Genomic DNA, 12,757 nt, shown 5'->3' with positions numbered 1-12,757 from the left:
CACTTTTTATCAGTCAAAATACGATAACAAATCTTTCTTTTTTGATGCCGAAACCAATAATTCTTTTCCACCAGTAATTACTACACTTCCCCCCTTGCCCTTTCTGTATTTCACAATTTCATTTACATTGACCAAGTAGGACTTGTGGATTCTTACAAAATGAAACTCGGCCGGAGCATCCTCAAAATATTTGAGCGTTTTGCTCACCAAGATTTTCTTGTTTTCCAAATAGATTTCCGTGTAGTTATCGTCCGCCTTACAATATAGGATTTCTTCCACATTGAGTACTTGAAAACCATCCTGTTGGGGCAGCGTCAATTTACCTTGTATGCTTTTTGTATTGGTATTTAATACCTTTTCCTGTAAATGATTTTCCTTAATCTTTACTTCCTTGACATAATCTACTGCCTTCACCAATTCATCAATATTTATGGGCTTGGTCAGGTAATAGGCCGCATGGTGGTTCAAGGCATCCTTGGCATAGTGGTCATAGGCCGTTACAAATACGGTTTCAAAACTGCGATTCGGAACTTGATCCAACAAGTCAAACGCATTACCAAAGGGCATTTCAACATCCGAGAAAGACCAGGTCCAAATCATTGTTTTCGATCAGTTCCAAACCTTCTTTTATGGAGGCGGCCATCCCTACCACGTTGACATCCGGACAATATTTATTTATATAGTTGCTAAGGATTTCCCTACTATTGGCCTCGTCCTCTACTAATATTGCGTTTAAGGTCATTTGTCTTTCTTTAATATAAACAGTACTTGGGTGCCCTCACCGTTTGATTTTAAATTGGAAATGGAAACCGAAACTTTATCGCCATACATATCGTTTAAAATGGCAATCCGCTGTTTTATGTTCCCCATTCCTTTTGACTTTTGTTTCCGCTGGTTGACCGTTTTAAGTTCGGCCGATTTTTTTCTTCCAATACCGTCGTCAGTTACCAAAATCTCCAGTTCATCTTCATTTTTAGCCCGAACCTTCACTTCCAATCGTCCCTTGTCTTCCTTGTACCTCAACCCATGCCAAATGGCATTCTCAATGTATGGCTGCAATAACATGGGCGGAATCTGAAATGTCGAAACGTCTAAATCCTGATCGACCTGTATTACATAGTCGAATTTGTCCGGAAAACGCGAATGTTCCAGTTTTATATAGACTTCCAAAAGCTCCAATTCCTTGGATAACGGAATAAAGTCTTCCTCAGAATTTTCCAGCACGGATCGCATCAGCCTTGAAAAGTCGCTCAAGTATCTGTTTGCACTCCGCTCATCGCTCTTGGAAATATAATTGTTGACGGAATTCAAGGCGTTGAAAATAAAATGCGGATTCATCCGGGAACGTAGGGATTTCAAGGCCAGTAGATTGTTGGCAAACTTTTGTTGTTGGTTGCTCCTGTAAAAAAAGAACGCCGCCAAGCCGGTAAGCAATAGTCCGAATATCAGGGAGTAAATAATGTATCGTTGCCGCTTGTAACTTTCCTCGGCCAATTCCTGTTCGGTCAAGGCCAATTCATATTTACTTTGTGACAGTTCCCGCTCCTGTTCCAAGCCGGTAATCCTACTCGGGTAACGGCAATTTCCCTATTGAAACGTGCCGCCCTGGAAATTTCCTGTTCCTTCCTAATGTACAAGGTATCCACAAGGGCCACATAGTCCTGATAGGTTTCCAGGGCACGGTTGTACTCGCCTTTGAATTCATATACTTCGGATAGTTTTCTCGTGGCATCCTTTTGCACGACCAAATCGTTATCCGAATCCGCCTGAACGATACTCTTCTGTAAATAAGGTATCGCCTCTTCATATTTGTCTTGGGCAATGTAGGCGTTCGCAATCTTATAATTTATTCGCTGGCTTGTGATGGTATCTCCCAAATTGGCAGCTCCATCTTCCTCCGGAATGTTCAGTTTGCCCAAGGCCTCCAAACTATTTTTTCTTATGGCAATTTCCTCTGTATACTCGCTCCGCTTATTGTAAAAATCCGCTACTTTTTCACGCTCCTGTAGTACCCTTTTTGGTTCCATCTTTGTAGCAAGTTCCACCGAGTTTCCATAATACACCTCAGCCTCCCTAACTTGATTATCCTGCGCATAGGCATCGGCAATTTTGGAATTCAAATCTGTCATCTTGGGGGTGATTTGGTTCGGGAGGCCACCTTCAAACCCTCGTTGTAATAGTCGACGGCCAATTGAATATCACCGGTTCCTTTCTTGATATCCCCAAAGATCTCATAAAGTTCAACTCGCTGGTAGGGCACCATATTCTTGAGTTTCTCAAGCGGTTTCAACACTTTTTCGGCCGCATCAAATTGATCCGTGATTTCATAGGTCCTGGCCAACATCAAGGACGTGGCTATGGTTTTATTGGCCTTTAAGGCATCCTCAAAATTATCGATGGCCAAATCATATTGTTTGTGATGTAAATAGATTTCCCCCAATTTGGTCAGGGATTTTGCCAGTTGGTCCTTATCGCCATCGGTGCCCAAAACCTCCAAGCTTTGGGCCACAAAATCGATGCTTCCGGCGATATCTGTTTTTTTATAGTATTCCGCTGAATCCAAAAAGGACTGGTTGCTCAGGATCCTATTTCTCGGACATTGAGGATCGGCTTAAGGCATTATCCTTTTTACTTTCTTCAACTACCTGTAGTTTGATATCATCCCTGCTGGTCACTTGATGCCTAACAGTCTCAAAGCTGGGGTGTTCCAAAATCAACCGCTCACCAATGGAAACGGAAATCCTGAATTCCCCGGCACCATTGGTATACGTAAACTGCCCGGAGCTTGTGGATACGGATACACCCTGAATGGGTTCATGGAAATTTTGGGATTCCACCAAGCCCTTGAGCACAAATTTTGGGGTTCCGTTGTTTTGGGCCAAGCCCAAAACGCTCACGAAAAGAAATGGAATCATTATATGTAAAAGGGATGCCCGCATCTATTTTTTTACTAATCACATGACTGTAAACTTAGATGATTCCTAGCACACTAAAAAATGTGGATTTTAAGTAGTTCCATGAATTTCAGTCCTTATTTCCCACTTAACCAAAAGAAAGGTTTTGTTACCTCATCCAAAAGGCACGTTCCCTAAAAACGGTTATGTATCCAAAAAGTTTCATTCTAGGTTTACAGCGTAATCAAATCAATAAAACGAGGAAACCCTCATTGAGGGATTTGACATAGTAAGTTAGTACCTATCCAAAATTAACTGTTTAAAAATCAAGATTTTAATTTAATTCAAAACGTATGAAAAAATATCAAAAAATAATGGCCCTAGTTTTTACGGTACTATCCATGACGGCAAGCTATGGATGTAAAAACGAATCGAAAAAGGAAAAACAAATTCTCTTGGCGGAGAGGGTCGAACCTTCCAATAAATCAAATAAACGAACGGTTAAAATTGCCCTGTTATTGGATACCAGTAACAGTATGGACGGATTGATAAATCAGGCGAAATCCCAATTATGGGACATCGTCAACGAATTCACAAGGGCCAAGTGCGGAAACGAAACCGGACCGGAACTTGAAATCGCGATGTACCAATATGGCAATGATGCGCTTTCCTATAGGGAAGGTTACATACAGCAAGTTCTGAATTTTAGCAGTGACCTGGACGAGATTTCAAAAAAACTATTCTCATTGACCACCAATGGAGGCGAAGAGTATTGCGGCGAGGTAATCCAAACCTCCTTGAAACAATTGGAATGGGGCAACGACCCTGATAACCTGAGAATGATTTTCATTGCTGGTAACGAACCCTTTACCCAGGGAAGGCTCCACTACAAGGATGCCCTAACCAATGCCAAAGAGCATGATGTTATCGTAAACACCATATTCTGTGGAAACTACGAACAGGGCATTGAAACGGAATGGAAAAAGGGAGCTCAACTTACAGGTGGTGAATATATGGCCATAGACCATAATAGGGAAGTGGTGCATATCAACACACCGTATGACGACATCATCATCAAATTGAATTCAAGGTTGAACAAAACCTATATTTCATACGGTGCCAGGGCAAGCGAATACGAGGAAAACCAAGCTTCACAGGATGAAAATGCCATGAGTGTGGGTTACGGTGTGGCAATCAAACGAGCCATTAGCAAAAGCTCCCGACTTTACAATAACAAATCATGGGATTTGGTGGATGCATCGGCCGATGCAGATTTTGAATTAAAGGAACTGGATCGAAAAAGCTTGCCCGAAGAACTAAAGGGAAAATCGGATGAAGAAATAATAACCTACGTCGATGAAAAACGCAAGGAAAGGGAACGTATACAGGCCGAAATTGCCGAACTGAACAGTAAAAGGGAACGTTATATCAGCGAAAATGAGCAGGATTTTACACAAGGGGAACTGGAAAGTGCTATGCTCAATGCTATCAAGAAACAAGCGGCCCAAAAGAACTATACTTGGGATTAGCTTAAACGAAGATCGGATTTATTCGGGTCTTTTACGAAGGTAAAAGGCCCTTTTTAGTTAGCAGCTGGACAGTAACAATCGTACCTTTTTTCGGGCTTGCAAAAATCGAAACCTAAGGTTATCTGGTGAAAGCCCCCATTATCAAAACGTATATCGCCCATCTGGTACGAGTAATTATAGGAGATCATAAATTTATTGAAATTTGCCCCGACTATTGGAGTGATCAATTGAAGTCGTTGTTCTCCAAAACTTGTTGCCGTTTGAAATTGTGCACCGTCAAAACTCCTTCGATAGGAAACACCGCCCCAAATCCGACCAAAATCGACATCCTTATAAAGCTTCGCATTAATGTCCACAGTTTTTTCCTTGGTAAAATCCGTCATTTGAAAAAGAACGGATGGCTCAAATTGCCATTCGCTTCTGCCAAAAACATATCCAGCTGAAATGAGATATCTCCTCAGGTTATCTACCCTGGGAACCGTCAAGTTATCAGGGTCATCAGTTCTATTTACCCGGTATAGGTTTCTCCTCGAAGAAAGAGCATTTAAGACAGCAAAATGCGTATAAAACTCCTGGTATGCATAAGACATTCCAAAATCCACATTAAAATAGGTCTCATTGAGTTTAATTCCTGAAATAGCAGGGTCAAAAGCTACGGAACGAAATTCCGTTTCATCCAAATTACTTTGAAGCACCGTTGCACTCAAACCAAAGGAAAGCTGGTTCAATACCCGGACATCGTCACCACCCATACGCAAATGATGGGCGTAAGTACCTTTGAAACCGGTTTGCGAATGATACCCATTGGCATCGTTAAAAATAATGGCCCCTACTCCGCTGGGCGAGTCTCCCAATCTAAAATGTCCGTTGATGGTCTGTAAGTTTGGGGCGTCATCCACATCAAACCATTGCTGTCTCGCAGTGGCCCTGATTTGGCCGCATTCCGTAAAACCCGCCATAGATGGAAAAACCAGATAATAGTTATCCGCCAAATAATCAAAATATACGGGAATCCCTTCTTGACCATTGGATTTTAAACCAAATAATAGGAAGGAGAACAACAGAAACAACTTACATCTCATGTCAAGAATTTGGGGTAAAAGTGTATATGACACTAAATATAAAGGATAACGGTACAAACACTACATTATTATGTTGGTATAAACTTAGAATTCCTTTGTATTTTTGAAAAAAATTGGAACACATGAAAGAGTACAATATAACCGTCGTAAAAACTAAGAATCCAGCCATATTGAAATTTGAATCCAACCACATGTTGGTCAAGCGGCAAAACTATGAATTCAAAAATATAGACGAGGCCAAAAATTCTCCATTGGCACAACAACTTTTTTACCTACCCTTTATAAAAACGGTATATATTTCCGGCAACTTTATTGGAATGGAACGCTATGATATTGTAGAATGGGACGATGTAAAGGATGAGGTTGCCCAGCAGTTGGTAGAATATTTAAATGCAGATGAACCCGTAGTTATTGAAGAGGATACCGACAAGCCCATTGCGGTGACTGTTTATGCAGAAGTTACACCCAATCCGGCTACTATGAAATTTGTAGCTAGTAAAAAGATTGTAGGTTCTATGTTCGAGTTCAAGAATATAGATGAAGCCAAAGACTCCCCCTTGGCCACGCAGTTGTTTCAATTTCCCTTTGTGAAACAGGTCTTTATTGATGACAACTACGTATCGGTTACCAAATACGAGGTAGCCGAATGGGAAGACATTACCATGGAACTTAGAGAGCTTATTAGAAACTTTATAGCGGAAGGCAGGGATATTGTAACTACGAATGCGGAACCCATTCAAGGAAACCAAACAACCGAAGCCTCCGAAACATTGTCCGAAGAACAACTAGATGATACCTCATTGGAAATCATCGATATTTTAGAAGAGTATGTCAAGCCTGCGGTTGCCAGTGATGGAGGTAATATTTTATTTAAATCTTATGAGCCCGAGAGCCGTAAAGTAAATGTAATACTGCAGGGCGCCTGTAGCGGGTGTCCATCATCGACTTTTACCTTAAAGAACGGTATTGAGACCATGTTAAAGAACATGATGGGTGACCGGGTGAATGAAGTTGTTGCGCTAAATGGTTAAAAAAAAATTGTTATCAGTCGTGATTCTTGGTTAGAATCCTTAATTTAAAGGAAACATTAAAAAACACTAATTATGGCAGTATTAAAAGTTATAGAAGTATTGGCAAATTCCGACAAAAGTTGGGAGGATGCCGCAAAAAATGCAGTGGCCCAAGCCTCTAAATCCGTAAAGAATATTCGTTCGGTGTACATCAACGAGCAAAGTGCCACCGTGGAAGATGGAAAAATGGTTATGTACAGGGTAAATGTTAAGATTACCTTCGAAGTCCAATAATATTTTCCTTTACGTCAATAATAAAGAGCGCCCGAGTGGCGCTTTTTTTATGTTTTTAACCCCTAACTTTGAACCTTTACCTCAAGCTAAAATCATTTTAGAAATTCGTTATGGCTCCAAAACACACCAATAATCTCATCAAGGAAACAAGCCCCTACCTTTTACAGCACGCACACAACCCAGTCAATTGGGAAGCTTGGAGCCAAACTGCTTTGGATCAGGCAAAGAGTGAAGGTAAATTATTACTAATAAGTATAGGATATGCGGCCTGCCACTGGTGCCATGTAATGGAACATGAGTGTTTTGAAGACGAGGAAGTAGCATCGGTAATGAACACTAATTTTGTGAATATCAAAATCGATCGTGAAGAACGGCCCGATATAGACCAAATATACATGGATGCCCTTCAAATGATGACGGGTAGCGGTGGTTGGCCTTTGAATATTGTGGCCCTCCCGGATGGCAGACCTTTTTGGGGGGCAACTTATGTAAAAAAACAGGATTGGATAAAAGTACTGGGAGACTTATTCCAACTTTACAAAACTTCTCCTGAACGGGTCCTGGAGTATGCGGATAATATGGCCCAAGGAATAATACACATCAATAGTATTATAAACAACACAGATAAAAATAACTATGACCTTGATACCCTTAAGAAAGATGTTCATAAATGGTCAAATTATTTTGATTTCTATTTGGGTGGATATAAAAGAGCCCCTAAATTCCCAATGCCAGTCAACCTCAACTTCTTATTACATTATGCAACATCCCTTAATGATGACAACATATTAGAATATGTCCACACAACCCTCAAAAGAATGGCCTTCGGCGGAATTTTTGACCATGTGGGAGGCGGCTTTTCAAGATATGCGGTGGATACCAAATGGCATGTACCACATTTTGAAAAAATGCTATATGATAATGGCCAACTGATAAGCCTTTACTCAAAAGCCTATGCGGCATCCGGCGATGAATTGTACAAAGAAATAGTGGAAAAGAACATAGCGTTCATCACAAATGAACTTATGACAGAAGATAAAGCCTTTTATTCTTCGTTGGATGCTGATAGCTTGAACGAAAAAGGAGAATTGGAGGAAGGTGCATTTTATGTTTGGAAAAAGCAGGATCTCATAAGTATTCTTGGAGCTGATTACTCAGTTTTTGAGGATTATTTTAATATAAATAGCTATGGCCATTGGGAAGAAGAAAACTATGTGCTAATAAGAGACACCAATGAAGTCGAAATATTAGAAAAACATGATATAACAAAAGAACAACTCAAAACCAAAATAAACCATTGTTTCAAGGTATTAAAGAAAACCAGGAACTATAGAAACAGACCTAGGCTGGACGATAAGATACTCACCTCGTGGAATGGATTGATGCTTAAAGGGCTTGTAGATGCTTATAAGCATCTACAAAACGATTCTTATCTAAATTTAGCAATAGAGAATGCCGGTTTTATCCTTCAACATTTAAGACAGAAAGACGGAAGCTTGTTTCATAATTATAAAAACGGTAAAAGCACCATTAATGGATATCTTGAGGATTATGCCTCCGTGATCGATGCATTTATAGGATTATATCAAATATCTTGCGATGAAAGTTGGTTGGAAATTGCACTAGAGTTGATGGAATATTGTTTGGCAAATTTTCTGAATCTTGAGAACGGACTTTTTTATTTTACCTCTAAAAAAGACCAATTTTTGATAAGAAGAACCATAGAGGTAGAGGATAATGTAATACCGTCCTCCAATTCTATCATGGCACATAATCTTTTTAAACTATCCAAGTTTTATCCGGAGAAAGAATACGATCACATCTATCAAAGAATGCTAAAAAATGTCGAACAAAACTTTTCCAAAAATATCCAAAGCCAAGCCAATTGGCTAGATTTGTTTTTGTGTCAGGAATTGCAGTTTTATGAAGTGGCTGTTGTGGGTGAACATTTCAAAGAAAAAGTAATGGATTTACAGAAACACTATCTACCAAATGCGGTTTTTGCAGGCACACAAAAACAAGGCGGACTTTCATTATTAAAAAATAGATACCACCCTCAGCAGACTCTTATTTTTATTTGCGAACATGGTGCCTGTCAACTTCCTTTAACACATTCCAAAGAAGCTTTGACTCGTCTGCAATAAATGGAAGCATGTTAACATTAGTTTAATGAAATATTCTTGATTTACATATGTCTATTCTATAAGTTGAGCTCGGAAAAAACAAATAACGAATATGGAAAAATTTACCAACTATCAGGAACATATAGATAACGCCATAAAATGGTTCCGGAACGCTTTGCCAAATTTGGTGGCAGCCATCTTACTGCTGTTTGTGGGTATGTATGTGATTCGGTTTATCAATAAAATGATTCGTAAGTTTTTTGAAAAAAAGGACTACGACCAATCCTTGGAGTCCTTTCTTCAAAGCTTAATTTCCATCGCGCTCAAAATTCTTCTTTTTGTACTTATTATAACACAGTTAGGAGTGCAATCTTCCTCCTTGGTCGCCATCATAGGTGCCGCCGGTTTGGCCATCGGTCTTGCACTTCAAGGATCTTTATCCAATTTTGCTGGCGGTGTCCTTATCCTGCTGTTTAAACCTTTTAAAGTGGGGGATTTTATCTCGGCACAAGGGGTTGATGGTACGGTAAAGGAAATTTCCATCTTCACTACGAAGCTTAAAACCTTTGGAAACCAAATTGCCATTATACCCAATGGACAACTATCCAACAACAACATTATTAACTACAACGCAGAGGACACAAGAAGGGATAAAATAGATGTAGGTATTGGTTATGGCTCCAATATTAAAAAGGCAAAGGATATCTTGCTTGCTATTTGTGCAGAGAACGAAAACATTTTAAAAGACCCGGCGCCCGAAGTATATGTTGGTGAATTGGCCGACAGTTCAGTAAACCTAACCTTAAGATTACGGGCAAATAATGATGTATTACGGAAAGCACATTTCCATGTGATGGAAGAAACCAAAAGTAGATTTGATGCAGAAGGAATAGAAATCCCATTCCCTCAAAGAGTCATACATCAAGAAAGCAACTAGTCCTAAACCATTAAAAACTTTTATGCCTGTTCGTTTTTATGGACAGGCATAGTTATTTGTATTTCAGCATTTTATTCACTAAATTAAGGTTACAAAAGTAAGTTTTATGAAAAATATTGTTTTTGGTTTTTTTCTAATGGGATACATCTCCTTCAGCCAAGTGGCAGGTTATGGAAGGTCTAGCGGTGTAACAACAGATTCACAGTTGGGGATTTCCTATAATGAAGTTGAAATCGAGGGGACACAATATATTAATGAGCTTTATAAAAAAGGAGTCACTATTGTTTATGGTAAGGAAGCAAGGGAGGCCCTTATGAGATATGATGCTTATAATGATGTCATGGAAATCATAGATGAAAATGGCAAGACTAGGGCTATGTTGCGCCAAAGAAACATAATGGCGAAGTTAGATGGAAAAACTTATGTTGTTATGGAATACATAGATGAGGGAAAATCCAAAATAGGGTATTTTAATCCTTTAAACGATGGGGAGGTGCAGCTCCTTTGGAAACCCAAGAAAATCTTCGTACAAGCTGAAAATCCTGACCATGGATATGATAGCTATTCCCCTCCAACCTTTAGGGATGTCTCAAGTCATTATATTAAAGCAGAAGGCCTACCTGCAGAATCCATAAAATTGTCCAAAAGAAATATTTTGAAATATTTGGGAACTAAGGACAAATCTCTAAAAGAATTTATAAATATCAATAATCTTGACTTAAAAGAAGAGGAGGACGCACTCACCCTGATAAAATACTATAACTCTCAATTATTAGATAAGAATCCTTCGGAAAAGGATAGCTAGGTACTTTTCTTCGTCACCATAAAATCTTTCAAATAATAGGGTTCAAAATACGCAATATCTTCAAATTCACCCTTTTCATACTTTTCATAGGTTAGTTTGGCCATTTCTTTAGAAGAAGGTACGGCCTCAATGAAGAATTTCGCGTTAAGGTTAGGTAAGATACCCTTTATTTTATCCGCTCCGAACCTATAAAGTTCACCTTATCCCCTTTTAGGTAATTCTGAAAAGATTCCTTATTGATTACTTCTGCTTGAGTTTCCCTTATCTGATTAATCGAAGCATCAAAAACCGCTGAATATACTTCCATCCTACGTGCATCCAACACTGGGATAATATATTCTCCTGGAGATACATTTAACTGACTTGCCAAGCTTTTCAAGGTGGCAATAGCAATAAGTGGAATATCCAGGGCAAAACAAAGACCCTTGGCAGCAGAAACACCTATTCTCAAACCAGTATAAGAACCTGGGCCCATACTTACAGCTACTGCATTCAAATCACTCATTTCATATCTAGATTCTTCTATACATTCCTCAATGAACACATGTAATTGTTCCGAATGAGAATAATTTGGAGTGTTGTTCTCCCTTATTGAAACGACCTCTCCGTCTACAGACAAACAAACGGAACAGTTGGTTGTTGAAGTTTCCAAATTTAAAATCAAAGCCATAATTCAAAGGTAGCCATTGGGCATAAAAAAACCTGCAATTTAAATTGCAGGTTTTTTAGACTTATAAGTATCAATCTAGTGAAATAGGAATACCAAAAAAGAATTCTAGAAATTTCAATCTAAAGATATATTCATATTTTGATCTAATAACATTAGCTGCTGCATCATCTACCCTCGCTTGCGCCTGTCCAAAATCAAAGGAGTTCATTAAGCCAACATCATATCGTTCCTTAGCATATTCATAGGCCAAGGTTCTAGCTTCTAATGTTTTTTCGGCCGCTTCATATGACTTCCGAAAAGTTGTAACATCAACATATGCTTGATTAACGGTAGATTCCGAGCCAATTTATCCTGCTCCAATTGCACTTTTGCTTTTTCTAAACTTATTTCAGAACGCTTTACATTATTACGTGTGCTCCAGCCATTAAATATAGGAATGTTCATCTGTGCACCATAGGATATACCATCATTGATCCAAAGTTGGTCTTTAAAACCTATAAACTCACCGGTTAAAGGGTCTCTATTTTGATCTGAATAACGAGTATTATAATTAAAGAAAGCCCCTACCGTTGGAAAATAGGCTCCTTTTGCAATTTCAAGATCCTTCTCCGCAAGGTCTTTCATGGATTGAGAAAACTTAATATCATTTCTAAATTCCAAAGCCTTTGCAAAAATTGATTTTGCTGAATTACTTAGAATATCCGAAGGTGGTATTTCAAAAGACTCATCAGCAATCTCAAAATTTTCATAATCAGTTATTTGAAGAAGCTGGGCCGGATTAATTCTTGATATCAGAACCAATCCCTCGTTATTTACGATTTGTTGTTCTTGATTCGCGGCCGTTGCTTCCAATTCCAAAAGATCTCCTCTTGGAACGACACCGAGACTCTACCAATTCCTTGGTTCGCTTTAAATCCTGCTCTGTAACTGCGTACTGTGCCCTGGAAACTTTTAGCGCTTCTTTGTTTGAGAGTATTTGCAAATAGGCTTGTGCCACATTTAAGCGAATATCGTCCTTCAAATCTTCCAATCTATATTCATTCGCGATGGCGTTTAATTTTGCCCTATTAATCCTATTTATATTTCTAAGACCATCGAACAGTGTTAGTGTAGATGTGATATTGCTACTAGCAGAGAAAATGGTTCCTGTGACCAAGCTATTGGTCGTAGGATCCAAAATTAACCCTGTATTGCCCGATGTACTGATCTGTCCATTTAAATCGGGAAGCAAATTGCCCAATGCATCTTTCCTGTCAATTCTTGAATTTTCCAAGTCCAATTCAAATTGCTCGACAGATAAGTTATTTTCCACTGCATAGATTACACATTCCTCCAAGATCACTTTTTATTTTGCGCCGTGGAAGCTCCCACTACTAGAAGTAGTAGCATTATGGTTATCGTATACTTCATTTT

Annotated in this window: 12 protein-coding genes and 2 pseudogenes; 6 read left to right on the top strand and 8 right to left on the bottom strand. The window is 39.0% G+C overall.

The annotated features are described in order from the left end of the window. Window positions 1-9 precede the first annotated feature (9 nt). The 5 genes and pseudogenes from NYZ99_RS03160 to NYZ99_RS03140 all read right to left on the bottom strand — a co-directional run bounded on the left by NYZ99_RS03160 (window position 10) and on the right by NYZ99_RS03140 (window position 2,915). Window positions 10-742: pseudogene (locus tag NYZ99_RS03160) on the bottom strand (LytR/AlgR family response regulator transcription factor). After that, complete coding sequence (locus NYZ99_RS03155) at window positions 739-1,554, bottom strand: sensor histidine kinase (RefSeq protein ID WP_260573474.1); 816 nt, start codon at window positions 1,552-1,554, stop codon at window positions 739-741. Before NYZ99_RS03155 ends, NYZ99_RS03160 begins: the two are co-directional and overlap by 4 nt. Then, on the bottom strand, window positions 1,506-2,129 hold the full coding sequence (locus tag NYZ99_RS03150; RefSeq protein WP_260573473.1) for a tetratricopeptide repeat protein: 624 nt from the start codon (window positions 2,127-2,129) through the stop codon (window positions 1,506-1,508). The genes NYZ99_RS03155 and NYZ99_RS03150 overlap by 49 nt, the downstream gene beginning before the upstream one ends. Further along, complete coding sequence (locus tag NYZ99_RS03145; RefSeq protein ID WP_260573472.1) at window positions 2,126-2,563, bottom strand: tetratricopeptide repeat protein; 438 nt, start codon at window positions 2,561-2,563, stop codon at window positions 2,126-2,128. The genes NYZ99_RS03150 and NYZ99_RS03145 overlap by 4 nt, the downstream gene beginning before the upstream one ends. A gap of 22 nt (window positions 2,564-2,585) precedes the next feature. After that, on the bottom strand, window positions 2,586-2,915 hold the full coding sequence (locus tag NYZ99_RS03140) for a hypothetical protein (protein WP_260573471.1): 330 nt from the start codon (window positions 2,913-2,915) through the stop codon (window positions 2,586-2,588). A 332-nt stretch (window positions 2,916-3,247) separates the two neighbouring features. Here NYZ99_RS03140 and NYZ99_RS03135 point away from each other — a divergent pair, with 332 nt between their 5' ends. Continuing rightward, window positions 3,248-4,423, top strand: a complete 1,176-nt coding sequence (locus tag NYZ99_RS03135; protein WP_260573470.1) for a vWA domain-containing protein — start codon at window positions 3,248-3,250, stop codon at window positions 4,421-4,423. Between the two features lie 53 nt (window positions 4,424-4,476). Here NYZ99_RS03135 and NYZ99_RS03130 read toward each other — a convergent pair whose 3' ends face one another. Then, complete coding sequence (locus NYZ99_RS03130; RefSeq protein WP_260573469.1) at window positions 4,477-5,505, bottom strand: PorP/SprF family type IX secretion system membrane protein; 1,029 nt, start codon at window positions 5,503-5,505, stop codon at window positions 4,477-4,479. Window positions 5,506-5,627: 122 nt separating this feature from the next. Here NYZ99_RS03130 and NYZ99_RS03125 point away from each other — a divergent pair, with 122 nt between their 5' ends. The 5 genes from NYZ99_RS03125 to NYZ99_RS03105 all read left to right on the top strand — a co-directional run bounded on the left by NYZ99_RS03125 (window position 5,628) and on the right by NYZ99_RS03105 (window position 10,674). Then, on the top strand, window positions 5,628-6,536 hold the full coding sequence (locus NYZ99_RS03125; protein ID WP_260573468.1) for a NifU family protein: 909 nt from the start codon (window positions 5,628-5,630) through the stop codon (window positions 6,534-6,536). Between the two features lie 72 nt (window positions 6,537-6,608). Beyond that, window positions 6,609-6,809 (top strand): dodecin family protein, encoded by a 201-nt coding sequence (locus tag NYZ99_RS03120; RefSeq protein ID WP_260573467.1) that lies wholly within the window; start codon window positions 6,609-6,611, stop codon window positions 6,807-6,809. A 110-nt stretch (window positions 6,810-6,919) separates the two neighbouring features. Then, complete coding sequence (locus tag NYZ99_RS03115; protein ID WP_260573466.1) at window positions 6,920-8,953, top strand: thioredoxin domain-containing protein; 2,034 nt, start codon at window positions 6,920-6,922, stop codon at window positions 8,951-8,953. Between the two features lie 91 nt (window positions 8,954-9,044). Further along, window positions 9,045-9,869 carry a mechanosensitive ion channel family protein gene (locus NYZ99_RS03110; RefSeq protein ID WP_260573465.1) on the top strand — a complete coding sequence of 275 codons (825 nt, stop codon included), beginning with the start codon at window positions 9,045-9,047 and terminating at the stop codon, window positions 9,867-9,869. Between the two features lie 106 nt (window positions 9,870-9,975). Further along, entirely contained in the window at window positions 9,976-10,674 is a 699-nt protein-coding gene (locus NYZ99_RS03105) for a hypothetical protein (protein ID WP_260573464.1), read from the top strand. 166 nt (window positions 10,675-10,840) lie between these two features. On the opposite strand, the gene tsaB is transcribed toward NYZ99_RS03105, so the two are convergent. Then, a complete protein-coding gene (gene tsaB, locus NYZ99_RS03100) occupies window positions 10,841-11,344 on the bottom strand; it encodes a tRNA (adenosine(37)-N6)-threonylcarbamoyltransferase complex dimerization subunit type 1 TsaB (RefSeq protein ID WP_338039266.1) in 504 nt (167 codons plus the stop codon). Window positions 11,345-11,414: 70 nt separating this feature from the next. Continuing rightward, a pseudogene (locus tag NYZ99_RS22765) lies at window positions 11,415-12,754 on the bottom strand (TolC family protein). Window positions 12,755-12,757: the final 3 nt, after the last annotated feature.

It is taken from the genome of Maribacter litopenaei (assembly GCF_025244665.1).
In the GTDB taxonomy this organism is placed as follows: Bacteria; Bacteroidota; Bacteroidia; order Flavobacteriales; family Flavobacteriaceae; genus Maribacter; species Maribacter litopenaei.
The sequence above is the reverse complement of the archived record's forward strand: the minus strand, read 5'-3'. Positions and strand labels throughout refer to the sequence as shown.